23 protein-coding genes are annotated in these 23,469 nt (G+C 59.9%); 14 read left to right on the forward strand and 9 right to left on the reverse strand.

Features of this window, described 5'->3' with window-relative positions; genetic code table 11:
* Nucleotides 1-36 precede the first annotated feature (36 nt).
* Nucleotides 37-1,344: a guanine deaminase gene (gene guaD, locus GGD46_RS07230; RefSeq protein WP_184703044.1), complete on the reverse strand. Its 1,308-nt coding sequence runs from the start codon at nucleotides 1,342-1,344 to the stop codon at nucleotides 37-39.
* Complete coding sequence (locus tag GGD46_RS07235; protein WP_184703045.1) at nucleotides 1,341-2,579, reverse strand: urate hydroxylase PuuD; 1,239 nt, start codon at nucleotides 2,577-2,579, stop codon at nucleotides 1,341-1,343. Before GGD46_RS07235 ends, guaD begins: the two co-directional genes overlap by 4 nt.
* A 213-nt stretch (nucleotides 2,580-2,792) precedes the next feature.
* Here GGD46_RS07235 and GGD46_RS07240 point away from each other — a divergent pair, with 213 nt between their 5' ends.
* Nucleotides 2,793-3,128 (forward strand): hypothetical protein, encoded by a 336-nt coding sequence (locus GGD46_RS07240; RefSeq protein WP_184703046.1) that lies wholly within the window; start codon nucleotides 2,793-2,795, stop codon nucleotides 3,126-3,128.
* A 31-nt stretch (nucleotides 3,129-3,159) separates the two neighbouring features.
* Here GGD46_RS07240 and GGD46_RS07245 read toward each other — a convergent pair whose 3' ends face one another.
* Nucleotides 3,160-4,056, reverse strand: a complete 897-nt coding sequence (locus tag GGD46_RS07245) for a LysR substrate-binding domain-containing protein (protein ID WP_210325481.1) — start codon at nucleotides 4,054-4,056, stop codon at nucleotides 3,160-3,162.
* 102 nt (nucleotides 4,057-4,158) lie between these two features.
* On the opposite strand from GGD46_RS07245, the gene GGD46_RS07250 reads away from it, so the two are divergent.
* A complete protein-coding gene (locus GGD46_RS07250) occupies nucleotides 4,159-4,362 on the forward strand; it encodes a hypothetical protein (RefSeq protein ID WP_184703047.1) in 204 nt (67 codons plus the stop codon).
* 114 nt (nucleotides 4,363-4,476) lie between these two features.
* Here the strand turns inward: GGD46_RS07250 and xdhB are convergent, their stop codons facing one another.
* The 3 genes from xdhB to GGD46_RS07265 form a co-directional block, all read right to left on the reverse strand.
* Nucleotides 4,477-6,816: a xanthine dehydrogenase molybdopterin binding subunit gene (gene xdhB, locus GGD46_RS07255; protein ID WP_184703048.1), complete on the reverse strand. Its 2,340-nt coding sequence runs from the start codon at nucleotides 6,814-6,816 to the stop codon at nucleotides 4,477-4,479.
* A 3-nt stretch (nucleotides 6,817-6,819) separates the two neighbouring features.
* Nucleotides 6,820-8,289, reverse strand: coding sequence for a xanthine dehydrogenase small subunit (xdhA, locus tag GGD46_RS07260; protein WP_184703049.1), 1,470 nt, complete (start codon nucleotides 8,287-8,289; stop codon nucleotides 6,820-6,822).
* Between the two features lie 70 nt (nucleotides 8,290-8,359).
* A complete protein-coding gene (locus GGD46_RS07265; RefSeq protein ID WP_184703050.1) occupies nucleotides 8,360-9,136 on the reverse strand; it encodes a 3-hydroxybutyrate dehydrogenase in 777 nt (258 codons plus the stop codon).
* Between the two features lie 230 nt (nucleotides 9,137-9,366).
* Between GGD46_RS07265 and glpK the strand changes: the two genes are divergently transcribed.
* From glpK to map, 8 genes are all read left to right on the forward strand, one after another.
* Nucleotides 9,367-10,863 (forward strand): glycerol kinase GlpK, encoded by a 1,497-nt coding sequence (gene glpK / locus GGD46_RS07270; RefSeq protein WP_184703051.1) that lies wholly within the window; start codon nucleotides 9,367-9,369, stop codon nucleotides 10,861-10,863.
* A 154-nt stretch (nucleotides 10,864-11,017) separates the two neighbouring features.
* Entirely contained in the window at nucleotides 11,018-12,067 is a 1,050-nt protein-coding gene (locus GGD46_RS07275; protein ID WP_184703052.1) for a serine hydrolase domain-containing protein, read from the forward strand.
* A gap of 64 nt (nucleotides 12,068-12,131) precedes the next feature.
* Entirely contained in the window at nucleotides 12,132-12,506 is a 375-nt protein-coding gene (locus tag GGD46_RS07280; RefSeq protein ID WP_184703053.1) for a YciI family protein, read from the forward strand.
* Nucleotides 12,503-13,759: an RNA polymerase sigma factor gene (locus GGD46_RS07285; protein WP_184703054.1), complete on the forward strand. Its 1,257-nt coding sequence runs from the start codon at nucleotides 12,503-12,505 to the stop codon at nucleotides 13,757-13,759. The genes GGD46_RS07280 and GGD46_RS07285 overlap by 4 nt, the downstream gene beginning before the upstream one ends.
* A 100-nt stretch (nucleotides 13,760-13,859) precedes the next feature.
* Nucleotides 13,860-14,330, forward strand: coding sequence for an SRPBCC family protein (locus GGD46_RS07290; RefSeq protein WP_184703055.1), 471 nt, complete (start codon nucleotides 13,860-13,862; stop codon nucleotides 14,328-14,330).
* Nucleotides 14,331-14,360: 30 nt separating this feature from the next.
* Nucleotides 14,361-14,789 carry a DoxX family protein gene (locus tag GGD46_RS07295; protein ID WP_184703056.1) on the forward strand — a complete coding sequence of 143 codons (429 nt, stop codon included), beginning with the start codon at nucleotides 14,361-14,363 and terminating at the stop codon, nucleotides 14,787-14,789.
* Between the two features lie 115 nt (nucleotides 14,790-14,904).
* Nucleotides 14,905-15,417 (forward strand): GNAT family N-acetyltransferase, encoded by a 513-nt coding sequence (locus GGD46_RS07300; protein WP_184703057.1) that lies wholly within the window; start codon nucleotides 14,905-14,907, stop codon nucleotides 15,415-15,417.
* 131 nt (nucleotides 15,418-15,548) lie between these two features.
* On the forward strand, nucleotides 15,549-16,307 hold the full coding sequence (map, locus tag GGD46_RS07305) for a type I methionyl aminopeptidase (protein WP_184703058.1): 759 nt from the start codon (nucleotides 15,549-15,551) through the stop codon (nucleotides 16,305-16,307).
* Between the two features lie 201 nt (nucleotides 16,308-16,508).
* On the opposite strand, the gene GGD46_RS07310 is transcribed toward map, so the two are convergent.
* Entirely contained in the window at nucleotides 16,509-17,075 is a 567-nt protein-coding gene (locus tag GGD46_RS07310; protein ID WP_184703059.1) for a PadR family transcriptional regulator, read from the reverse strand.
* Between the two features lie 426 nt (nucleotides 17,076-17,501).
* Here GGD46_RS07310 and sbmA point away from each other — a divergent pair, with 426 nt between their 5' ends.
* Complete coding sequence (sbmA, locus tag GGD46_RS07315; protein WP_184703060.1) at nucleotides 17,502-18,767, forward strand: peptide antibiotic transporter SbmA; 1,266 nt, start codon at nucleotides 17,502-17,504, stop codon at nucleotides 18,765-18,767.
* A 174-nt stretch (nucleotides 18,768-18,941) separates the two neighbouring features.
* On the opposite strand, the gene GGD46_RS07320 is transcribed toward sbmA, so the two are convergent.
* The gene (locus GGD46_RS07320; RefSeq protein WP_184703061.1) at nucleotides 18,942-19,922 is read right to left on the reverse strand and encodes a polysaccharide deacetylase; all 981 of its coding nucleotides are present in this window, start codon (nucleotides 19,920-19,922) and stop codon (nucleotides 18,942-18,944) included.
* A gap of 176 nt (nucleotides 19,923-20,098) precedes the next feature.
* On the opposite strand from GGD46_RS07320, the gene GGD46_RS07325 reads away from it, so the two are divergent.
* From GGD46_RS07325 to der, 3 genes are all read left to right on the forward strand, one after another.
* Nucleotides 20,099-20,680, forward strand: coding sequence for an NnrU family protein (locus GGD46_RS07325; protein WP_184703062.1), 582 nt, complete (start codon nucleotides 20,099-20,101; stop codon nucleotides 20,678-20,680).
* Between the two features lie 102 nt (nucleotides 20,681-20,782).
* Entirely contained in the window at nucleotides 20,783-21,466 is a 684-nt protein-coding gene (locus GGD46_RS07330; protein ID WP_184703063.1) for a tetratricopeptide repeat protein, read from the forward strand.
* A 15-nt stretch (nucleotides 21,467-21,481) separates the two neighbouring features.
* Nucleotides 21,482-22,912 (forward strand): ribosome biogenesis GTPase Der, encoded by a 1,431-nt coding sequence (der, locus tag GGD46_RS07335; protein ID WP_184703064.1) that lies wholly within the window; start codon nucleotides 21,482-21,484, stop codon nucleotides 22,910-22,912.
* A gap of 29 nt (nucleotides 22,913-22,941) precedes the next feature.
* On the opposite strand, the gene GGD46_RS07340 is transcribed toward der, so the two are convergent.
* Entirely contained in the window at nucleotides 22,942-23,382 is a 441-nt protein-coding gene (locus GGD46_RS07340; RefSeq protein ID WP_184703238.1) for a MarR family winged helix-turn-helix transcriptional regulator, read from the reverse strand.
* Between the last annotated feature and the right edge of the window lie 87 nt (nucleotides 23,383-23,469).

Below are 23,469 nucleotides of genomic sequence, written 5' to 3' on the forward strand. Positions count from 1 at the left end.
CTTTCTCAGTGGTGGCGTTGTGGTGGGTTCCCGACCCTATTGCAGGGTCGATTTCATCGGCTTTCCGGCGACGTAGGTTTCGACGACGGCGCGGTCGTCGCCCATGGTCTGCAGCAGGAACAGCTCTTCGGTGAGGCTCTTCGTCACCTCCATCTTCAACGCCATGGCCGGCGTTGCGGCGGCGTTGAGGACGATGAGATCGGCTTCGGTGCCGATGTCCAGCGTGCCGATCTTGTCGACAAGGGAGAGGGACTCTGCATTCCCGCGCGTCATGTAGTAGTAGCTTTCCAGCGGGTTCAGGCGTTCGCCGAGCAGCTGCTGGATCTTGTAGGCCTCATCCATGGTGCGCAGCATGGAATAGCTGGAGCCGCCGCCGATATCGGTGGCCACGCCGATGCGAACGGGCTTTTCGCGGCGCGCCAGCGCCTTCAGCGGGAAGAGGCCGGAGCCGAGGAAGAGGTTAGAGGTAGGGCAATGCACCGCGACGGAACCCGCCTCGCTCATGGCGTCGGCTTCGCGCTCGGAAAGGTGGATCGCGTGGCCGAACAGGCTCTTGGGGCCAAGCAGGCCGTAGCGGGCATAGATATCGGTATAGTCGATCGCGTCCGGATAGAGCTCGCAGGTGAATTTGATCTCGTCGTGGTTCTCGGAGAGGTGCGTCTGGATATGCAGGTCCGGGAATTCGCGGGCAAGCGCGGCCGTCGCCTCCATCTGTGCCGGCGTCGACGTGATGGCGAAGCGCGGCGTGATGGCGACGTGGTTGCGGCCCTTGCCGTGCCAATCAGCAATTACCTGGCGGGTCTCGTCGTAGCCCATCTCGGGCGTGTCGAGCAGGCCCTGTGGCGCGTGGCGGTCCATCATGACCTTGCCACCGACCATGCGCATGTTGCGGCGCATCGCTTCGGCAAAATAGGCGTCGGCCGAGGTCTTGTGCACGGAGCAATAGGCGACGGCCGTCGTGGTGCCGTGGCGGATCATCTCGTCGTAGAAATGTCTGGCGATGCGTTCAGCATGTGCGCTTTCGACGAAGCGGCATTCCTCGGGGAAGGTATAGGTGTTCAGCCATTCGAGCAGATTGGCGGCATAGGAGGCGATCACCTGCATCTGCGGGAAATGCAGGTGCATGTCGATGAACCCCGGCAGGATCAGGTGTGGGCGATGGTCGATTTCGGTCACGCCTTCCGGCGCCCGCGCCTTGATGTCGGCATAAGGGCCTGTCGCTGCGATCGCGCCGTCTTCGATCAGCAGGCCGCCATCGTCTTCATAGCTATAGCTATCGGCATCGTCGAGGCTTTGAGGCAAACGCTTGAAGGACAGCAGGCGGCCGCGCAGAAGGGTGGTCATTGGCTTTTTTCTCCGATGGAGCTTTCGAACCAGGCGACCAGCAGCTTGCGTTCCTCGGGCGTCACTTCGGTGACATTGCCCGGAGGCATGGCATGGCTGCGGCCGGCCTGGATATAGATTTCCCGGGCATGCATAGCGATTTGCTCGTCATTTTCCAGCATGACATCCTTCGGTGGGCGGACAATTCCCTCAAAAACGGGCTCGGCTGCATGACACATGGAACAGCGTGCCGAAACCATCTGCTTGACGGCCGGAAAATGCGCGTCGGAGGCGAATTGCTGGAAGGCGGGCGAGACGGCGTTGGCCTCTTTCCCGCCGGTCAGCACCTTCGGAACGGTCGAAAGCCATATGATGGCGATGAAGAGGACGAGCGTGACGATCCAGGTCCAGGTCGGGCGCCCTTGGCGGGCATGCGTCGTGTTGAACCAGTGGCGGATGGTGACGCCCATCAGGAACACCAGCGCTGCGATGACCCAACTGTAAGCCGTGCCGAAAGCCAGCGGATAATGGTTCGACAGCATGAAGAAGATGACGGGCAGCGTCAGGTAGTTGTTGTGCAGCGAGCGCTGCTTGGCGACGCGGCCGTATTTCGGATCCGGCGTGCGGCCGGCGATGAGGTCGGCGACGACGATCTTCTGATTGGGGATGATGATCATGAAGACGTTGGCCGACATGATCGTCGCGGTAAAGGCGCCGAGATGCAGGAAGGCGGCGCGGCCGGTGAAGAGATGCGTATAGCCCCAAGCCATAAAGACCAGAACGGCATAGAGCACGATCATCAGGCCCCAGGTGTTGTTGCCGAGCGGAGACTTGCAGAGCAGGTCGTAGATGATCCAGCCGACGGCGAGCGAGGCCAGCGATATCAGGATTGCGACGGGAACGCTGACGTCAAGCACATGCCGATCGATAAGGAAGAGATTGGCGCCGCCATAATAGACGATGCACATCATCAGGAAGCCCGAGAGCCAGGTGAAGTAGCTCTCATATTTGAACCAGGTGAGGTGCTCCGGCATCTGCGCTGGCGCCACCAGATATTTCTGGATGTGATAGAAGCCGCCGCCATGGACCTGCCATTCCTCGCCATAGGCGCCGGGCGGAAGATGCGGCCGCTTCACCAGCCCGAGATCGAGCGCGATGAAATAGAAGGAGGAGCCGATCCACGCGATGGCGGTGATGACGTGGAACCAACGCACGGCAAAGGCCAGCCATTCCCAAGCTATGGCGTATTCATACATTCGGTTCCCCTTTTTTCCTTCTTCGACTCGGCACTTTGCAAAATGTTGCGGTCGGATGGAAGGAGAGAGTTTAATCCGCCGGCCAAAAGCCGTGGTCTTGTTTGGCGTCCGGACCGCATTAGATCAGATTATGGCAGTTTTTAATAAGATGCCCTCGGCTGCTTGGAGCGGGCCGTGTCCGCGGCAGCCGTCCATTTCGACGGAGAATCGCCCATGCGTGGTATTCTGGCGCTCGTTTCCCTTCTTTTAATCGCGGGGCCTGCCCTGGCGCATGATGCGCCTTCCGGCTGGTCATATGATCCCTATTGTTGCAATGGCGATGGTGAGACCGGCGATTGCGAAATGATCCCGTCGCGCACGGTCACGATAATACCGGGTGGTTATCGGCTGACGATCAATCCCGGCGATCATCATAATGTGACGCGTGGCCACATCTTTACCCTGCCACAGCGAAGGGCGATGCATTCGCCGGACGGCGCCTATCACCTCTGTCTGTTTCCGGACGAAAACACGCCGCGCTGCTTCTACGCGCCCGACATGTCCGAATAAGCGTCGAACCGGCTGAGCTTGCGGAGCTACTCTAAGTGAGCGGTTGGCCGAATTCGCCGAGGATCCAGTCCCTGAAGGCGCGGATTCGCGGCGTATGGCGCCTGTTCTCAGGGTAGACGATCCAATAGTCCACGCCATCGGTCGAGAGGATGTCGAAAGGCTGAACCAACCGGCCGGCAGCAACCTCATCCGTGTAGAATTCCGGTGTCAACACAGCGACGCCTTGACCGGCTATGGCCGCCGCCGCCTCGAAGGACTGCGCGCCAAGCCTGCTTCGAGGTCTACCCTGGAGGCCAGGGTCCGGCACCCCCGCATCTCCGAACCATTGAACCCACCAGGGGTCGCCGGCATCGATGATGCGTAGCTTCAGAAGATCGGCAGGCTCGTGCACGCCGCCGATCGTCGCTGCAAGAGTTGGGCTCAGCATGGGCGTAAAATTCATCTTCATCAGCAGATGCGCGCGCAATCCGGGCCAGGATCCGCGGCCGGCGCGGATGGCGATGTCGGAGGGTACCCGGCCGAAATCGATGATGGATTCGGATGAGGACAAGCGAACGGCGACATTGGGATGCTTGAGCTGAAAGGTACCGAGATGGCGGGCGAGCCACTGTGAGGCGAAAGTTGGGGTTGAATGGATATGTAGCGTGGTCTCCGCATCACCGCTGATCGAGGCCATGGCTTCCTGTAGCATGGCGAAGGCCTCGGCGACTTTCGGTGCCAGTTGCTCCCCGGTTTCCGTCAACTCGATCTGTCGCGGACGGCGCAGGAACAGCGGTTCGCCCACCGTCTCCTCCAGCAATTTTATCTGATAGCTCACGGCCGTCTGTGTCATGCCCAGTTCGTCGCCGGCGCGGGTGAAACTGCCGAGCCGGGCGGCGGCCTCGAAAACGCGCAGGGCATTCAGCGGGAAGCGTTTCGACAGTTTCATGGATAAGTTCTCTTTATCTATGTAGACAATAGTTCCATTGGAATATCAGCACTTTTAGCGGCAAGCTGCAATTCATATCGTTGAATGAATTGAGGTATCGTTATGGATTGCAGTGTCGTGGAGCAAGTGGAAGCAGCCAGGCCCACGGTTCTGGCGCGTGTTCTGGAAGCGTTGTCGCAGGTTTTCGCGCGCTCGGGCGAACAGTCGCCTGAACTCGATTTGGATGAGGTTCCTGATCGTGTGAAGCGCGATATCGGTTTTCTCGACGGGCGCGAGCCGCGCTATGAGGATAGCCGGCTTCGATAGGCGCGAGGGTCGCTGGATGTTTATGAATAGGGCGCTTGGATGAGCGCCTTTTTTATTGCGGCAAGACCCTATGCACGTGGCGACGGCATATTCGCAATGCCGCCGCTCACATCATCACATGGCTTTGAGCCGTTCGACTGCCATCAGCACCCGCTCCGGCGTTGCGGGTGCGTCGAGCCGTGGGCAAACGCGGTAATCCGCGACGCTGGCCACTGCCATCGATAGGGCCTCCAGCACCGAGATGGGGAGCATGAAAGGCGGCTCGCCCACGGCCTTGGAGCGGCCGATGGTGGCTTCCGTATTTTCCGACCATTCGGCAAGGCGGACGTTGAAGATCTTCGGTCTGTCGGAAGCGAGCGGGATCTTGTAGGTCGACGGTGCATGGGTGCGCAGACGGCCCTTGGCATCCCACCAGAGCTCCTCTGTGGTCAGCCAGCCCATGCCTTGCACGAAGGCGCCTTCGACCTGGCCGATATCGATCGCCGGATTGAGGGAGCGGCCGACGTCATGGAGGATATCGGCGCGGTCGATCAGATATTCGCCAGTCAGCGTATCGATCGACACTTCCGAGCAGGCGGCGCCATAGGAGAAATAATAGAAGGGCGTACCGCGGCCGGCCTTGCGATCCCAGTGGATCTTCGGCGTCTTGTAGAAACCGGCGGCCGAAAGCTGGACGCGGGCGAAATAGGCCTGCTTGACGAAATCCGGGAAGGGGATCTCCTCCTCGCCGACGCGCACGCGGTTGGGCAGGAACTGCACCTGCTCGGCGCCGACGCCCCATTTTTCTGCTGCAAAGGCGATAAGCCGCTCCTTGAGCTGCCGGGCGGCATCGAAGGCTGCCATGCCATTCAGGTCGGAGCCGGACGACGCTGCCGTTGCCGAGGTGTTCGGCACCTTGCCTGTTGTCGTCGCGGTGATCTTCACCCGGTCGATATCGACCTGGAAGCTGTCGGCCAAGACCTGCGCCACTTTGGTGTAGAGGCCTTGCCCCATCTCGGTACCGCCATGGTTCAGGTGGATGGAACCATCCTGATAGATGTGCACCAGCGCGCCTGCCTGATTGAAGGCGGTCATGGTGAAGGATATGCCGAATTTTACCGGCGTCAGCGCGATACCCTTGCGGATGAAGCGGCTGGAGCGGTTGAACTCGATGATCGCCTTGCGTCGGGCCTGATAGTCGGAGGACTGTTCCAGTTCATCGACGATGCGGTTGATGATGTTGTCGGTGACTTCCTGGTGATAGGGGGTCAGCGTTCGGCCGGAGCCTAGCTGGCCGTAGAAATTGGCGCGTCGCACCTCCAGCGGGTCCTTGCCGAGGGCATAGGCGATCTCCTCGATCATGCGCTCGCCGCCGACCATGCCCTGCGGACCGCCGAAGCCGCGGAAGGCAGTGTTTGAGACGGTGTGCGTCTTCAGCGGCTTCGAGACCAGATGCACATGCGGGTAGAAATAGCTGGAATCCGCGTGGAACAGCGCGCGGTCGGTGACCGGGCCCGAAAGATCGGAAGAGAAGCCGCAGCGCGCGGCATAGGTGGCATCGACGGCGTGGATGCGGCCTTCGTCGTCGAAGCCGACTTCGTAATCCACGAGGAAATCGTGCCGCTTGCCGGTCGCGCTCATGTCCTCGTCGCGGTCGGGCCGGAATTTCACGGCGAGGCCGAGCTTCTTGGCGGCGACGGCTGCGAGCGCCGCAAACTGGTTGCCCTGCGTTTCCTTGCCGCCAAAGCCGCCACCCATGCGGCGGACGTTGACGGTCACGGCGTTGGACGGAATGCCGAGGACATGGCCGACGATATGCTGGATTTCGCTCGGATGCTGCGTTGACGACCAGACGGCGACTTCATCGTCCTCGCCGGGGATCGCCATGGCGATATGACTTTCGAGGTAGAAATGCTCCTGGCCGCCGATGCGCATCTGCGCCTTGATCCGATGCTTGGCGTTTGCCATCTCGGTTTCGGGCTCGCCGCGCTTCAGGGTCATCGGCTCGTAAACGAGCGGTGAGCCGTTGGCGAGCGCGCCGTCGATATCGCTCCAATGCGGCAGATCGCGATAATCGATCTTGGCAAGGCGAGCGGCGCGGCGGGCGGCATCGCGGGTTTCGGCGATGACGGCAAAGATGGGCTGACCGTGGAACTCGACCTTGCCCTCGGCCAACAGTGGCTCGTCATGCATACCGTTGGAACTGGTATCGTTGACGCCGGGGATATCGGCGCCGGTGAAGACCCAGACGACGCCTGGATAGGTTTTGACGGCAGAAAGGTCGATGCCGGCGATCTCGGCATGGGCGCGGTCGGAAAGGCCAAGCGCACCATGCAGCAATCCTGCCGGCTCAGGAATATCGTCGATATAGTCGGCTGCTCCGGTCACATGCTTATGCGCGGAATCATGGCGCAACGATCCGTGCATCGATCCGTTGATGACGACCTTGGCTTCTTCGAAAGTGGATTTATCCATGGCTTAGACCTCCTCCGCCGCAAAGCGCTTCAGTTCTTGCGGCGCACCAGCCGTTTCCAGGTAGAATCGGAGGAGCAGGTTTTTTGCTGTCAGTTGCCTATATTCGGCGGTGGCGCGCCAATCGGTCAACGGCTTGTAATCGGCATCGAAGGCGGGGCGGACGGCGGTGACCGTCGCCTCGGTCCAGGGCTTTCCGATCAACTCGGCTTCGACCGTGCGGGCGCACTTCGGTGTGGCGGCCATGCCGCCGAAGGCGATGCGGATATCTGCGACATTGCCGGCATCGTCCAGTGTCAGATGGAAAGCGCCGAGCACGGCGGTGATGTCCTCATCGCGTCGCTTCGTGATCTTGTAGACGGCGAAATGCGCATCGTCGGCCGGGTAGGGCACATAGATGCTCTCGACGAACTCGCCGGGATTGCGGTCCTGCTTGCCGTAGTCGATGAAGAAATCTTCCAGTGGCAGGCTGCGGGTGCCGGCTGCGGAGCGCAGCCGGACGGTGGCGCCAAGGGCGATCAGCGGCGGCGGGCTATCGCCGATCGGTGAACCATTGGCGATATTGCCGCCGATGGTGCCCATGTTGCGCACCTGCTCGCCGCCGATGCGGTCGATGAGATTGGCAAGAGCCGGGATTTTTTCCGCCATCACGGTAAAAGCGCGGCTGTAGCTGACGCCGGCGCCGATGGTCAGGCCCGCATCTTCGACCGTGATTTTCTGCAGGTCGGTCAAATGATTGATGAAGACGACCGGGTTCAGCCGGCGCATCTGCTTGGTGACCCACAGGCCGACATCCGTGGAGCCGGCAACGACGGTTGCGTTCGGCTCCTCTGCCAGCACCTGCGCCAGAGCTGCAACAGAACCGGGCACGATGAGGCGGTCTTCACCTTCGGTAATGGTAATGGTATCGCCGCCCTGCATGGCCCAGAGACGGGCGATGATGTCTGCCCGCGTCTTTTCCAGCGGGTCGAAGAGGGCGCTCGGACGCTTCTGGCTGACCTGCTCGGCCGCCTTGACGATCGGCTCGTAGCCCGTGCATCGACAGAGATTGCCTTGGAGCGATTTTTCGATATGGGCGCGGCTCGGTTTTTCCGTCGTCAGCCAGAGGCCATAGAGCGACATGACGAAGCCCGGGGTGCAGAAGCCGCATTGGGAGCCGTGGCAATCGACCATGGCCTGCTGTACAGGATGCAGCGCGCCGTTGCGGGCGGCGAGATGTTCGACGGTGACGACATGGGTTGCATGCAGCGAGCCGACGAAGCGAATGCAGGCATTGACTGACTCGTACTGAAGCCCGCCATCGATGAGGCGGCCGACCAATACCGTGCAGGCGCCGCAGTCGCCCTCAGCACATCCTTCCTTGGTTCCCGTCAGGCGCCGCTGGAGGCGCAGGAAATCGAGCAGCGTCTCGGTGGGGCGCAGGCTGGATAGCGTGATATCCTCGCCGTTGAGGATAAAGCGGATGCTGTCGCTCATGTCGTTCCCGTTTTTATTCGTTTGTCGGGGCCAGAGGTGCTGACGCGAATCCGGCCCTAACCGCATATCGTTATGCCGCGGTCCAGCCACCGTCAATCGAGACGTGTGTGCCGGTCACCTGGCGTGCCTCGTCGCTTGCAAGGTAAAGCGAAAGGGCGCCGATCTCCTCGGCCTTGACGAATTCATGCGTGGGCTGAGCCTTGAGGATGACCTCGTTTTTCACCTGCTCCTCGGTCATCCCTCGCGCCTTGGCCGTATCCGGGATCTGCCTTTCGACGAGCGGGGTCAGGACATAGCCGGGGCAAATGGCGTTTACCGTGACGCCGAATTCGGCAAGCTCAAGCGCCGCCGTCTTGGTCAGGCCGAGTATACCATGTTTTGCAGCGACATAGGCTGATTTGAACGGGGAGGCGACCAGGCCATGCGCTGAGGCGATGTTGATGATGCGGCCATACTTCTTCGCCTTCATCAGCGGGATGGCGGCGCGAATGGTGTGGAAGGAGCTGGAAAGATTGATCGCGATGATCTGGTCCCACTTCTCGATCGGGAAGTCCTCGATCTTCTCGACATGCTGGATGCCGGCATTGTTGACGAGAACATCGACACTGCCGAAGGTGGAGTTCGCGGTTGCGATCAGGTCGGCGATCTCGGCGGGCTTGGTCATATCGGCCGGATGATAGATCACCTTGCCGCCGCCCGATGCTTCCAGCTTATCCTTGATCGCGTCGATTTCCTCCGGCTTTCCGAAGCCGTTGATGACGACGTTATCACCCTTGGCAGCAAAGGCCGCCGCGATGGCGAGGCCGATACCGCTCGTGGAACCGGTGACGACAACTGTTCTTGCCATGATCTTCTCCCTGGACAGCGCAGCTTTCTGCTGCAATGCAAAAGCCGATTGAGCCTAGTCCCAAACCCGCGAACATGGCAATCGTATCGCCGTCAGGTTCTTTTGCTGTTACGTCGACCATCATGGCGCAGCTGAGAAAGCAGAATTTTCGCGAGAAATTTCGTTTTGCTTTCTTTTCACATTCGTTTTGGTCGCGTATCTGTTGATCCCACGAAGGCAGGGAGGAATGCATGAGCGGTTATGTCTTGGCGATCGACCAGGGGACGACGTCGACGCGGGCTATCGTTTTCGACGGCAAGATGAAGGTTGCCGGTGTGGGGCAGAAGGAATTCACCCAGCATTACCCGAAGCCGGGCTGGGTGGAACACGAGCCGGAAGAAATCTGGTCGTCCGTCCTCTTCACCGTTCGCAAGGCCATCGACGCCGCTGGCATTACCGCCAAGGATATCGCAGCACTCGGCATTACCAATCAGCGTGAGACCGTCGTCGTCTGGGATCGCGAGACCGGCAAGCCGATCCACAATGCCATCGTCTGGCAGGATCGCCGCACGGCCAGCTATTGCGAGAAGCTCAAGCGACAGGATCTCGAAAAACTGTTCACCCGCCGCACCGGCCTGCTGCTCGATCCCTATTTTTCCGGCACCAAGCTTTCCTGGCTGCTTAACAATGTGAAAGGCGCACGCGTACGCGCCGAAAAAGGCGAGCTTTGCTTCGGCACGATCGATGCCTTCCTCATCTGGCGGTTGACGGGAGGCAGGAGTTTTTCCACGGATGCCACCAATGCCTCGCGAACGCTGATGTACAATATCGCCAGCAACGAGTGGGACGACGAGCTGGTGGAGGTCCTGCGCGTGCCGTCCGCAATGCTGCCTGAGGTCAAGGATTGCGCCGCCGATTTCGGCGTGACCGATCCTTCACTCTTCGGTGCCGAAATCCCGATCCTCGGTGTTGCCGGCGATCAGCAGGCGGCGACGATCGGCCAGGCCTGCTTCGAGCGCGGCATGATGAAATCCACCTATGGCACAGGTTGCTTTGCATTGCTCAACACCGGCGCGGATATGGTGCGCTCCAAGAATCGTCTGCTGACGACGATCGCCTATCGGCTGAACGGCCAGACGACCTATGCGCTTGAGGGCTCGATCTTTATCGCGGGCGCCGCCGTGCAGTGGCTACGAGATGGCCTGAAAGCCATCCAGCGCGCCTCCGATTCCGGCGATCTCGCTGCCAAGGCGGACCCGCTTCAGGAGGTCTATCTGGTGCCGGCGTTTACCGGCCTTGGCGCACCCCATTGGGACCCGGATGCGCGCGGTGCGATCTTCGGGCTGACCCGCAATACCGGCCCGGAGGAAATCGTCCGTGCGGCGCTGGAGGCGGTCTGCTATCAGTCGCGCGATCTGCTGGATGCGATGCACAAGGACTGGCGCAATGGCAGCGGCGAGGACACTGTGTTGCGCGTCGACGGCGGCATGGTCGCCTCCGATTGGACGATGCAGCGACTAGCCGATCTGCTGGACGCGCCCGTCGACCGTCCGACCATTCTGGAAACCACGGCACTCGGCGCCGCTTGGCTCGCGGGCAGCCGAGCCGGCGTCTGGCCGGACCGGGAAGGCTTCGCCAAGGCCTGGGCGCGCGACCGCCGGTTTGAACCGGCCATGGATGACAAGACCCGAAGCGCAAAGCTGAAAGGCTGGAAAAACGCGGTGAAGCGGACCCTGACCACCGGTTAGGGGATCGGGGCATTTATACGGTCGCCTACCTCATCGTTCATCGGCAAAACAATCACGCTGATGTTTCCGAGAAAATGAGCGGCACCGGGTCCCGTCACCGAAAACGCTCCATTCCTCGAAACCTCGCCACAAACTTTGAAACAGGACACCGGCTATGCGTTTCATCTTGCTGCTACTTGTTGCAATGCTATCGGCTCCAGCGATGGCGCAAACGGTTCCTTCAGAAGAATGGGAGCATCCGTCACCAGAGGAATCCGGGTGGTCGGCGGCAAAGCTGGCCGAGGCGGAAGCGTTTGCGGACGAGCATGATGTCAGCGCCGTGATGGTCGTTCAGCACGGGGTAGTCGTTGCAGAGTGGGGGGATACTGACAAGCCGATGGAATTGGCGTCGATCCGTAAAAGTCTGCTTGATGCGCTGATCGGGATTGCGGTTGCACATCGCAAGATCGATCTCAGCGCCACGCTGCAACAGACTGCGATCGACGACAATCCGCCGTCGCTATCGGCGCAGGAAAAGCAGGCGACGATCCAGATGCTGCTTGAGGCGCGGTCTGGCGTCTATCACCCGGCTCTCTACGAGACGCCGGCCATGGCGGCAGCGCGGCCGCAACGGTTCAGCCATGCGCCGGGAACCTTCTGGTATTACAACAACTGGGATTTCAACGCGCTCGGAACAATCTACGAAAAGGCCACCGGCAGTCAGATCTATGACGCTTTCGAAAACGAAATCGCCCGCAAGATCGACATGCAAGATTACGACCCGCGTGCCCAGCACAAGTTTCTTGGAGAGGCATCCATCCATGCCGCTTACATATTCCGAATGAGTGCGCGCGACCTTGCCCGGTTTGCGCTCCTCTTTCTGAATGACGGGCGCTGGAACGGTCAGCAGATCGTTCCCCAGCAATGGGTGCGCGAGAGCACGACGCCTCATTCGAATGCGGATCAGGGATTGGGCTACGGATATCTCTGGTGGACAAGCGAAGCCGCATCGTGGACCGGGAATGGTGGTAGGAACGTGTTTCACCTTCCGGCGGGCTCTTATTTTGCCTGGGGAGCGGGCGGGCAGTACGCCTTCGTCATCCCGCATGACGATCTTGTCATCGTCGAGCGTACGGATCGCGATCTGCAACTGCCGTCTCCCAAGCTGCACGAGGTTGCCGGTTTGATCGACCTCATTCGCCAAGCCGGTCATTTCCAACGATAATTTTTTGGCGCGGTCTGTCGGAGCAGATGCTATTCCTTCGTCATTATAACGGAAGGAAGTCATCATGCTTTATGCGATCCTATGCTACAACGACGAAGATGCCGTCTTTGCCTGGTCCAAGGAACAGGAAGAGGCAACCATGGCGCGGCTGATTGCTGTGCAGACGCCGCTCGCCGAGGCTGGCAAACTTGGCCCAGTCGCGCGTTTGATGCCGACGACCGCCGCCACCACACTGCGCAAGGGCAAGAACGAGCCGATCGTCATCGATGGTCCCTTCGCGGAAACAAAAGAACAATTGCTGGGCTTCTATGTCGTTGATTTCGAGACGCTCGATGACGCCCTCGAATTCTCCAAGGAGCTGGCCGTGGCCAATCCGGGCGTCGGCTCCTACGAGATCCGTCCGCTTTATGCGTTCAGACCGGGGACAATTGCAACATGACAGATCTCGCCTGGATCGATATCGCGCTGACCAATGCCCGGCCGCAGGTGCTGGGTGCGCTGCTGCGCTATTTCCGCAATCTCGACATCGCCGAGGAGGCCTTTCAGGAGGCCTGCCTCAAGGCCCTGAAAGCCTGGCCCGACAAGGGACCGCCGCGCGATCCGATTGCCTGGCTGATCTTCGTCGGGCGGAATAGCGGCATCGATACCGTGCGCAAGCGGTCGAAATTGCAGAGCTTGCCGGATGAGGAGACGATATCGGATACCGACGATGCCGAGAGCGATCTTGCCGAGCGCCTCGATGGCTCGGGCTATCGCGATGACATTCTGCGGCTGCTGTTCATCTGCTGTCACCCCGATCTGCCGGCGACGCAGCAGATTGCGCTTGCGCTGCGCATCGTCTCTGGCCTGTCGGTGCCGCAAATCGCCTGCGCGTTCCTCGTCAGCGAAAGCGCCATGGAACAGCGGATTACCCGCGCCAAGGCGCGTGTTGCGGCCGCTGGCGTTCCCTTCGAAACGCCGGGCGCCGTGGAGCGAAGCGAGCGGCTAGCGCTCGTCAGCGCCATGATTTACCTGATCTATAATGAGGGCTATTCGGCTGGCGGAACGCATCGCGAGGCTGCCGCCTTTGCTGATGAGGCGATCCGTCTCGGCCGGCTGCTACTGCGGATTTTTCCCTCCGAGCCGGAAACCATGGCACTGCTGGCGCTGATGCTCTTGCAGCAATCGCGCAAGGAGGCACGGTTCGATGCGGATGGGCAGATTATCCTTCTGGAAGAGCAGGACCGCTCGCTGTGGGACAGGACATCCATCGACGAGGCGCTGGCGTTGCTCGACAAGGCGATCCGCCATCGTCGGCCCGGGCCTTATCAGGTGCAGGCCGCGATCGCTGCGCTGCATTCGCGGGCGAAACGTGCCGCTGATACCGACTGGGCGGAGATCGATCTGCTCTATCAAATGCTGGAAAAGCTGACGCCATCTCCTGTCGTCACGCTCAATCGTGCAGTCGCCCTGTCGAAACTGAAGGGCGCGGAAGAGGCACTGGCATTGATCGCTCCGCTTGAGGGGCCGCTCGACAGCTATTTCTATTTCCACGGGCTGAGGGGCGGCTTGCTGATGCAGCTGCAGCGCCCGCAGGAGGCGCGCATCGCCTTCGACAGGGCCATTGCGCTTGCGCGTTCACCCGCCGAGGCCGCCCATATCCGTCATCAGCTCGATTGCCTGAATGCTGGTGCGCTTGCAGCGACGAAATGATCGAAAAAAGTGTGTCCGCGCTGTCGGAAAATGACTGTGCTGAACGTCGTTAAAATATAGGCGGCAGCGGCCGCGCCAAACAGCAAAGAGGAACTGAGACATGACCGAACAGAGCCAACGGCACGAACTTTCGCTGACGCGCGTTATCAACGCGCCGCACGAGAAGATCTTTCGGTGCTGGACCGAGGCCGATCTTTTGAAGCAGTGGTTTGCGCCGCTGCCATGGACGGTATCTGCCGCCAAGATCGATCTTCGTGCCGGCGGTGCGAGTTCGATCACCATGCGCAGCCCCGAAGGTGAGGATTATCCCGGCAACGGCGTCTATCTGGAGGTGGTTCCGAACGAACGGATCGTTTTCACCGATGCGTTCACCAGCGCCTGGGTGCCGTCGGCAAAGCCGTTCATGGTGGTGACGATCCAGCTCGACGATCTCGGCGGCGGCAAGACGCGCTACACCGCAACCGTCCTGCACTGGTCGGCCGAAGATCGCGAGGCGCATGAGAAAATGGGCTTCCATCAGGGATGGGCCCAATGCGCCGACCAGCTTGCCGCGCTGGCAGCAAAGATCTGAATTACTGATTCAATTCCGGGGGATACATAGATGTCTTACGCAGTCGATTCACCTTCACCATCTGTCACGCGCGCCCAGCGGGTAGCGGGCATAATCCTCAGCGGCCTGATCGTCGTCTTTCTCGTATTCGACGGTGTCATAAAGATCATTCCGCTTCCCGTCGTCACGGAGACGATGGCGGGGCTCGGCTATTCCGCCGACCCTGCGCTTGCGCGGCTCCTCGGCGTCATCACGCTCGGCTGTGCCATCCTCTATGCGATCCCGAGAACTTCGGTCCTTGGCGCAATCCTGCTGACCGGTCTTCTCGGCGGCGCCATCGCTACGCATCTACGTGTGGGCAGTCCGATCTTTTCGCATCTGCTGTTTGGCGTCTATGTCGGCGTGATTGCCTGGGGTGGACTTTATCTTCGGAATGAAGCAGTTCGCAGAATGATTCCGTTCATTGATCGAAGCTTTTGATTTTTGAATCGATTTGCTAAGGCTCGCTCCCTCTGGAAGCAAACGGGTAGAGCGTGATATCGCCCGAAAGCCGCATGCGCTTTTCGGCGTCACGCTTGAACAAGGGGAGCGAGCCATGCCGAAAGTGATGATCGCGCCGGTCAGGCAATCGGATGCAGAAGAGTTAATTGCCGCCAATATCGCCAGCAGCATCCACCATGTACCCTGGGCTCATCCCTTTCTTGACCGGGCTGGCTTCGATGCATGGTTCGGCCAGACAGTAACAGGGCCGAACATCGGTCTGGTGGCGCGCGATCCGGAATCGGGTGGCATTGTCGGTGTCGTCAATATCAGTCAGATGGTTTGGGGCGAGTTTCGCAGCGCCTTTCTCGGCTATCACGGCATGGTGGGTTTTGCCGGCCGAGGGTTCATGACGGAGGCTGTTCGGCTGGCCGTCGCCCATGCCTTTGATGCCATCGGCCTGCACCGGGTGGAGGCCAATATCCAGCCCGGCAATCATCCTTCGATCGCGCTGGTCAAGCGGCTTGGTTTCCGCAAGGAAGGGTTCTCGCCCAAATATCTGAAGATCGGCGGCGTCTGGTGCGATCATGAGCGTTGGGCGCTGCTGTCGGACGATCCGCGGCTTTGATCCGCCTTGGAAAGGCGAAAGTCGCGCCTGCCGGCCAGAAAGGCATTGACTGCGTGGGGTGAAGAGGCGAAAGCCAGATCTCAAACTCTCGCAGATTATTGCCGAGAGCACGAGGGTGCCGGAAGCCGTAAATGATCATCTCGAGTGAAGACGAACTGACCAAGCTGAAAGATATCGGCCGCATCTGCGCCAACGCGTTGCAGGCCATGGCGGCGGCGCTCGAACCGGGGATCACCACGCTGGAACTCGATGCCATCGGCCGCAAGGTGCTGGAGGATGCCGGGGCGCAGTCGGCGCCGGAGCTGGTCTACAAGTTTCCCGGCGCCACCTGCATCAGTGTGAACGAGGAAGTGGCTCACGGCATTCCGGGGCCACGCGTGATCCGGGCGGGCGATCTGGTCAATCTTGACGTTTCCGCGGAGAAGGACGGCTTCTTCTCCGATACGGGCGCATCCTTCGCCGTGCCGCCGGTCAAGCCGAAGATCGAACGCCTGTGCCGTGACGGCAAGCGGGCGCTATGGGTCGGGCTTAATCAGGTGCGCAGCGGCGCGCCGCTCTCGAAGATCGGCCACGCCGTCGGCGCTTTCGCGCAGAAGAACCGCTATACGCTGATCGCAAATCTCGCCAGTCACGGTATCGGCCGATCCCTGCACGAGGAGCCGGCGGAACTGTCCACCTGGGCGGATCCGGACGAGACCCGGATCATGGAGGACGGACTGGTTTTCACCGTTGAGCCGTTCCTGTCGCTTGGCGCGACCTGGGCTGAGGGCGGCGACGATGCATGGACGCTCTATGCCGATCCGCAGGCGCCTACGGTTCAGTACGAGCATACGATCGTCGCCACCCGCAATGGGCCGGTGATCCTGACCTTGCCTGACGTACAGGCTTAAAGCGCACCGCGATCTCCAGTATTTGCTTTTGCGCTTTAAGCCTTTGTCTTGCGCATGTCGTTGTCGCAAAACCGCGCGGCACTTTGCGCGACTACAGCGCCGCGCGTCATCTGTGACGCGCAAAGGTCGCTGTAGCACTTTAAATCTGCTGCATAATTTTATCCTCAAATCGGTTCCGATTTGAGGAATTGTGCAGTGTCGTCAGTCTTCATTCTTCACGTCGCCGCGGATGATATCGGCTGCGGCACGCTCGAGAATGGCTGCGATGCGTGCCCCTTCGGCCTTCGTCCAAGGGAACTTCGAGCGAAGGGCGGAGCGCAGCAGGTGGCGGGCGCGATGCACGTCGCCGGCACCGTGGCGATCGAACGGGCTGTCGCGGCCATCATCCTCACCGCCATCGAAGACTTCGCGAACGCGGGCCATTTTTTCGCCAATCGCGGCCAGCTTGGCGAATGTCGCTTCCACCAGATCTTTGTTGTCGTCGACGCGCTTCTGGCCGCTTTCGGTGATGCGGTAGAGCTTCTTGGTGCCACTCGCCTCGACTTCGGCCTGGCCGGTTTCTTCCAGATAGGTGAGGGCGGGGTAGATGACGCCCGGGCTCGGCACATAGAAGCCGCCGGAGCGCTCCTCGAAAGTCTTGATCAGCTCATAGCCGTGGCGCGGCTGCTCGGAGAGCAGGGCGAGGATGATGAGCTGCAGGTCGGCTGCATCGAACTTACGGCCGGTACGAAACCCGCCGCCGAACATGCCGCCCTTGAAGCCTCTCATGAAATCTCTCCTATGGTCGCCGCGCGATTCACGGCCTCGACCATGTCGTAGGATATATGCCTCGACCATGTCAAAGCCCTCTCCGAACATGCGATCTCTAAAACCTCTCATTGCGTTTCTCCTTTTGCGGGTGAGAGTTTATATCGTTAGTCATGTCGTAAGACATATATCGTAAGATAGCTTTGTGCAAGGGGGTGATTGTTCAACGTCGATGGCCTGTGAATTGGGTGAGGTGGAGGAGGGAAAATTCATCCAACGGGTGAAGATCCGATGCTGAACAACTGCATCACGATCACGGGATAAGCGATTACATCTGCGTAAGAATAGATCCTCGATAGTTGCCGCCCCTGACGAACTGTCTTAGGCTCCCGCGAATTTGATGCGATTTGCGATTTCGATCGCCTTCACAGGAAAGCTGCGCCACCCGTGTTCCATTCCTTCTTCCCACAGCCGAAGCTGTTCTTCTCGTCCATGCTTGTGTGGATCGTCATTTGCCTTGCTGTCTGGTATTTGTTTGGAGCAAATCTTGCGACGAGTTACGGCATCGTTGCACTGCCGGAGGGCCAGGAACCCTATGACCTGACGTTCTTTCTGGTCGCCAGCAATGTCTGGTTCTACAGCTATTTCCTGCTCTGCGTGGTTCTGTTCTGCGGAACATGGCACGTGCTGGCAAGAAATCACCCCTGGAAGAACTGGTCGATCTGGGGTTCGGCCCTGATCGTTCTCGTCACGTATTTTCTGGTGCAGGCCGCGGTCGTCTTGAACAACTGGCGCCTTCCGTTCGGCAACACGCTGCAGAATGCCCTCTCGAAACAGGGCAACGTCACGGCGGCGGATTTCTATGGCTTGTTCATCCTGTTTGCGCAGCTGGCGTTTCTGCGGATGTTCTTGCTGGTGATGACGGACTTTTTCACCAGCCACTATATTTTCCGCTGGCGCACAGCGATGAACGATTTCTACATGTCGAAATGGGAGAAGCTTCGGCATATTGAAGGCGCCGCGCAGCGTGTCCAGGAAGACACGATGCGTTTTTCGACGATCCTCGAAGGGTTGGGCGCCAGCCTCATCAATTCCGTCATGACGCTGATCGTCTTCCTGCCCATCCTTTTCGCTCTTTCGGGCTATGTTACGGATTTGCCGTTCATCGGCCAAATCCCCCACACGCTCTTCTGGCTGTCGCTCTTCTGGTCCGTATTCGGCACCGTCCTGCTCGCCGTTGTCGGCGTCAAGCTGCCGGGTCTCAATTTCCGCAATCAGCGCGTCGAGGCTGCTTATCGCAAGGAGCTTGTCTACGGCGAGGATCACGCGGACCGCGCTCAACCGGCCACGGTCAAGGAACTCTTCTCCAATGTGCGGCGCAATTATTTCCGCATGTATTTCCACTATCTCTATTTCAATATTGCCCGCTATTTCTACGTCCAGGCCGACGGTATCTTCCTGACCATCATGCTGGTCCCGACGATCGTCGCCGGCAAGATCACCTATGGTATCTATCAGCAGATACTGACCGCCTTCGGGCAGGTCAGCGATTCCTTCCAATACCTCGTCAGCTCCTGGACGACGATCATCGAACTCCTGTCGATCCACAAGCGCCTGAAGGCGTTCGAGGCTGCCATCGACGACGAACCGCTGCCGTCGATCGATCAGCGCTACCTAGAGCGCGAAGTGGGCGTCGTCCAAAGGGATGGCTGATGGAGTAAGGCCCGGGTAACCGGGCCTTTTCTTATGAGATGAGGCGGGCAACGGAAGATCTTCGTTTGCCACACTATTGGCCCTTCGCTTTGGCATCCTGAGCTCGTCGAAGGGGCGTTCGTCGCTGCAATCGATTCACTGGATCGATTGGCTCGGGCTTTGCCCGAGCGTTCCTCACCCCTGCTGCGACTTGCCTCGGGCTGCGATCAGCGGGATGGCTTCGGAATAGCTGACGCAGGCGACATCCTGCTTGTGGCAGACATCGCTGACGAAGCGGTCGAGCGCACGCCAATATGCGCCGTCGTTCATCTCGACGAAGTGGAAGCCGAGCTGAAGAGGGATGCGATCGCCGTCATATTGTTTGTTGAAGGCGGCTTCGAAAGCTTCGAAGGTGCGGTCCTCATAGATCTTGGCGTTCGCCTTGTCTTCGGCGCCCTTGGAGTGCCGGACATAGAGATTATAATCCATGCCGATCACCACGCGGTTTTCAGGCCCTTCGGGGATGAGCGGCAGGCCGAAGCGATAGATGCCGTCGCCCACCTGCGGCAGGGCAGGGCCTTTGGTCACCAGGCTTGCATCATACTGGAAGCCCGCCTCTTTTTCCGCCGGCATCAGGCCGTCGCTGGTGGAGAGATAGGGGGCACGGAAGCCTTTGACATCGTGCGTGGCGAAATCTTCCCAGCCCTGCGGTTCCTTGTCGGCGAGGCCGACATTCTTCCAGGCGTCGCGAAGGGCGACGCGAGCACTCATGAACTCCTGCTTCCAGTCGGCAGCACTCCAGCCCTTACCGTCGAAATGGCCGCAGGCATGGCTTGAGATGTCGTGGCCTTCCTGATGGGCATCCCAGATGTTGGCGATGCGGGTGCGCACATCGTCCTCGCTCTTGGCAAAGCCGACATTGGATTTGCCAACGCGCTGCTTAGGCCCCTGGTAAGCCTTGGCCTGCGCCTTGTTCATCAGGAAGGTGCAGGAGAGAAAATAGGTGAAATGTGCGCCGTTGCGCGAGGCGATCTCGCGGCTCTTCGTCCAGAGCGCATTGTCGTGAGCGCCGTCGAAGGAAATCATCACGAGCTGCTTGGGCTTTCCGTCAGCCTGGGCGACAGCCGGCAGGGCGAGGGAAAACGCAAGAGAGAGGCAGGAGGCTAAACGTAACATGGGCACCGACATTGCTTGATCGAGCATGCCTTGCCAAAGATCAACCATCGACCTGGGACGGCATGCTCCGGGTCGCATCCTTCCTTTCGTGCAAATGCGGCGAAGCTGCGGTGATGCTGGCAATTTTTTATCGATGTCGGTAAGGATGTTCCGACAAAACCGAAGGGATTTCATCCATGGCATTGCTTATTCTCGGCATTGTTCTTTTTCTCGGCATTCATTTGATCCGCGTTGTCGCTCCCGGCCTGCGCGCCTCGCTGATCGCTAGCCTCGGAGAGGGCGGCTGGAAGATCGCCTATTCCATCGCAAGTATCGTCGCGCTGATCGTGCTGATCTACGGCTTCGGCCAGGCGCGCGACATGACGCCGATCTGGTCGCCGCCATCCTGGATGAGCCACATCACCGTCCTGCTGATGCTGTTTGCGATGATCTGTCTGGCGGCCTCGCTGCTTCCGGCGGGGCATATCGCGACCAAAACCAAGCATCCGATGGTGCTTTCGGTGAAGATCTGGGCGCTTGCGCATCTTCTCTCGAATGGCGATGGCGCTGCCATTTTGCTCTTTGCCGCGTTTCTCGCCTGGGGCGTCATCCTGCGCATTTCGCTGAAGCGGCGCGAGCGTGCCGGCGAAATCAGCCGGCGTCCGTTCGTCTCGGCCACATATGATCTTTATGCGATCATCCTCGGCGTCGTAGCCTGGGGACTGATCATCTGGAAGCTTCATGCGTGGATTATCGGGGTTTCGCCGCTCGTTATGTGACGATTTCTGCCATTCCCCCTTACAACGGCCGCAAAATGGAGTAGAAGGCCCGACTAACCCCTAAGCTTTTTGAGATTTATTTGGCCTGGGCCGGAGACGAGAATGGCATTTAATGACGATAGCTTCATCCGCGAGGTGAACGAGGAACTGCGTTCGGACCAGTTGCGGTTCGTATGGCGCCGTTTTGGCCGGCTCATCATCGCCGGAGCGGTGCTCATCGTTCTCGGCACTGCAGCCTATAGCGGCTACCGTTACTGGTCCGGCAACCAGGCCGGCAGCGGCGGCGATCAGTTCCTTGCCGCTTTGACATTGGCCGATCAGGGCAAGACGGATGATGCGCTTGCGGCGCTCACCAACATCGAAAAGACCGGCCCGGGTTCCTATCCGTTGCTTGCTCGTCTGCGCGCAGCGACGCTGCAGGCGCAGAAGGGTGACAAGGCTGGTGCCATCGCCGTCTTCTCAGCCGTCGGCAAGCAGACCGATATCCCGGCCGTTGTTCGCAATGCCGCCCGCCTGCGTGCTGCCTACTTGCTCGTCGAAACCGGCACGTATGATCAGGTCGCTGCCGAAGTGCAGGAACTTGCTGTACCCGCCGACGCTTTCCGTCATTCGGCGCGCGACGTTCTGGGCCTCGCCGCCTACAAGGCTGGCGATTTTGCCAAGGCGCGGCAGTGGTTCCAGGCGATCGTCGATGATCCGCAGAGCCCGCGCAATGTCGCCAATCGCGCGCAGATGATGCTCGATCTCATCACGGCAACCGGTAAGGCACCGGTCGCAAAAGGCTGAAGGACGGATCGTTAAATGAGTTTCACGGTTGCGATCGTCGGTCGCCCGAATGTCGGCAAGTCCACCCTTTTCAACCGCCTGGTTGGCAAGAAGCTGGCGCTTGTCGACGATACGCCGGGCGTGACGCGTGATCGTCGTCCTGGCGATGCCAAGCTGATCGATCTGCGCTTCCGCATCGTCGACACGGCCGGCCTCGAGGAGGCGCAGGATGAATCGCTTCAGGGCCGCATGCGTGCCCAGACGGAAGCGGCGATCGATGAAGCCGATCTGACGCTATTCGTCGTCGATGCCAAGATGGGCTTGACCCATGTGGACAAGACGCTGGCCGAGATGCTGCGCAAGCGCGGCCGGCCGGTCGTGCTCGTTGCCAATAAATCCGAGGCGCGCGGTTCCGACAGCGGCTTTTATGATGCGTTTACGCTGGGCTTGGGCGATCCTTGCCCGATCTCTGCCGAGCATGGCCAGGGCATGATGGACTTGCGCGACGCGATCGTCGAGGCCCTCGGCCACGAGCGTGCCTTCCCGGAAGCAGATGACGAAGCGGAAACGAATGTTTCCATTCCGCGTCCGGCTGTCGGTGAAGATGGTGAAGAGATCGACGAAGAGCCCGCCTATGACGATACGCGCCCGCTGCGCGTCGCCATCGTCGGCCGCCCGAATGCCGGCAAGTCGACGCTGATCAATCGCTTTCTCGGTGAGGATAGGCTGCTGACCGGTCCGGAAGCTGGCATTACCCGCGATTCCATCTCCGTCGACTGGAGCTGGCGTGGCCGCACCGTGAAGATGTTCGACACCGCCGGGATGCGCCGCAAGGCGAAGGTCACGGAGAAGCTCGAAAAGCTCTCCGTTGCCGACACGCTGCGTGCCATTCGCTTTGCCGAAACCGTCGTTATCGTCTTCGACGCGACCATTCCTTTCGAAAAGCAGGATCTGCAGATCGTCGATCTCGTGATCCGCGAAGGCCGTGCCGCCGTGCTTGCCTTCAACAAGTGGGACATGATCGAGGATCGTCAGGCGGTGCTTGCCGACCTGCGCGAAAAGACCGACCGGCTGCTGCCGCAGGCCCGCGGTATCCGCGCCATCCCGATTGCCGGACAGACGGGCGAGGGACTTGATCGTCTGATGCAGGCGATCGTCGATACCGACAAGGTCTGGAACAAGCGTGTATCGACTGCGCGCCTCAATCGTTGGCTCGAGACACAGCAGGTTCAGCATCCGCCACCGGCGGTTTCCGGTCGCCGCATCAAGCTGAAATATATGACACAGGTGAAGGCGCGGCCTCCGGCCTTCATGATTTCGTGCACGCGCTCCGATGCGCTGCCGGATTCATATGTGCGTTACCTGATCAACGGCCTGCGCGCGGATTTCGCCATGCCGGGCGTGCCTATCCGTATTCATTTCCGGTCGTCGGAAAATCCGTACGAAAACAAGAAGAAGCGGACCTGATCCGCTTGTTCTGCCAGGAGCGCGGCTTATCAGGCCGCGTTCTTGCTCAGCGCCTCGCGCAATGCGGTGATCTCGACTTTCAATCGCGTCAAATCGTCAACGGAATGTTCCGAGGCATCGAGGATGCAGGCCGGGATGCTGGCCGCCTTCTTCTTCAGGGCAGTACCTTCGCTGGTCAGATGGATCACGACTTGGCGCTCATCGTCCTTGCTGCGGATGCGCTGGATGAAGCCCGCGGCTTCCAGGCGCTTCAGCAACGGCGTCAGCGTGCTCGACTCGAGAAACAGCTTCTCACCGATGCCACCAACGGTCTGTCCGTCCTCTTCCCACAGTGTGACCATGACGAGATATTGCGGGTAGGTGAGGTTCAGTGCATCGAGCATGGGCTTATACAGGCGATTCATCGCATGGTTCGCCGAATAGAGCGCGAAGCAGATGAAGGTGTCCAATTTCAGCGGGTCGTCCGCCATTTCCAGTACTCCGTAGGGATTTTCTAAATCGTGCGATAAATAATCGTACACCTTAACGCGCAAAACGGCTACGGGTTTCTTGTCATT

The sequence above is a fragment of the Martinezella lusitana genome (genome assembly GCF_014207095.1).
GTDB lineage: Bacteria > Pseudomonadota > Alphaproteobacteria > Rhizobiales > Rhizobiaceae > Rhizobium > Rhizobium lusitanum_B.

Excerpts from the sequence above, each read along its gene's own strand:
- guaD (WP_184703044.1), bottom strand. The coding sequence starts at position 1,344 with ATGACCACCCTTCTGCGCGGCCGCCTGCTGTCCTTCAAGCGTTTGCCT.
- GGD46_RS07235 (WP_184703045.1), bottom strand. The coding sequence starts at position 2,579 with ATGTATGAATACGCCATAGCTTGGGAATGGCTGGCCTTTGCCGTGCGT.
- GGD46_RS07240 (WP_184703046.1), top strand. The coding sequence starts at position 2,793 with ATGCGTGGTATTCTGGCGCTCGTTTCCCTTCTTTTAATCGCGGGGCCT.
- GGD46_RS07245 (WP_210325481.1), bottom strand. The coding sequence starts at position 4,056 with ATGAAACTGTCGAAACGCTTCCCGCTGAATGCCCTGCGCGTTTTCGAG.
- GGD46_RS07250 (WP_184703047.1), top strand. The coding sequence starts at position 4,159 with ATGGATTGCAGTGTCGTGGAGCAAGTGGAAGCAGCCAGGCCCACGGTT.
- xdhB (WP_184703048.1), bottom strand. The coding sequence starts at position 6,816 with ATGGATAAATCCACTTTCGAAGAAGCCAAGGTCGTCATCAACGGATCG.
- xdhA (WP_184703049.1), bottom strand. The coding sequence starts at position 8,289 with ATGAGCGACAGCATCCGCTTTATCCTCAACGGCGAGGATATCACGCTA.
- GGD46_RS07265 (WP_184703050.1), bottom strand. The coding sequence starts at position 9,136 with ATGGCAAGAACAGTTGTCGTCACCGGTTCCACGAGCGGTATCGGCCTC.
- glpK (WP_184703051.1), top strand. The coding sequence starts at position 9,367 with ATGAGCGGTTATGTCTTGGCGATCGACCAGGGGACGACGTCGACGCGG.
- GGD46_RS07275 (WP_184703052.1), top strand. The coding sequence starts at position 11,018 with ATGCGTTTCATCTTGCTGCTACTTGTTGCAATGCTATCGGCTCCAGCG.
- GGD46_RS07280 (WP_184703053.1), top strand. The coding sequence starts at position 12,132 with ATGCTTTATGCGATCCTATGCTACAACGACGAAGATGCCGTCTTTGCC.
- GGD46_RS07285 (WP_184703054.1), top strand. The coding sequence starts at position 12,503 with ATGACAGATCTCGCCTGGATCGATATCGCGCTGACCAATGCCCGGCCG.
- GGD46_RS07290 (WP_184703055.1), top strand. The coding sequence starts at position 13,860 with ATGACCGAACAGAGCCAACGGCACGAACTTTCGCTGACGCGCGTTATC.
- GGD46_RS07295 (WP_184703056.1), top strand. The coding sequence starts at position 14,361 with ATGTCTTACGCAGTCGATTCACCTTCACCATCTGTCACGCGCGCCCAG.
- GGD46_RS07300 (WP_184703057.1), top strand. The coding sequence starts at position 14,905 with ATGCCGAAAGTGATGATCGCGCCGGTCAGGCAATCGGATGCAGAAGAG.
- map (WP_184703058.1), top strand. The coding sequence starts at position 15,549 with ATGATCATCTCGAGTGAAGACGAACTGACCAAGCTGAAAGATATCGGC.
- GGD46_RS07310 (WP_184703059.1), bottom strand. The coding sequence starts at position 17,075 with ATGAGAGGCTTCAAGGGCGGCATGTTCGGCGGCGGGTTTCGTACCGGC.
- GGD46_RS07320 (WP_184703061.1), bottom strand. The coding sequence starts at position 19,922 with ATGTTACGTTTAGCCTCCTGCCTCTCTCTTGCGTTTTCCCTCGCCCTG.
- GGD46_RS07325 (WP_184703062.1), top strand. The coding sequence starts at position 20,099 with ATGGCATTGCTTATTCTCGGCATTGTTCTTTTTCTCGGCATTCATTTG.
- GGD46_RS07330 (WP_184703063.1), top strand. The coding sequence starts at position 20,783 with ATGGCATTTAATGACGATAGCTTCATCCGCGAGGTGAACGAGGAACTG.
- der (WP_184703064.1), top strand. The coding sequence starts at position 21,482 with ATGAGTTTCACGGTTGCGATCGTCGGTCGCCCGAATGTCGGCAAGTCC.
- GGD46_RS07340 (WP_184703238.1), bottom strand. The coding sequence starts at position 23,382 with ATGGCGGACGACCCGCTGAAATTGGACACCTTCATCTGCTTCGCGCTC.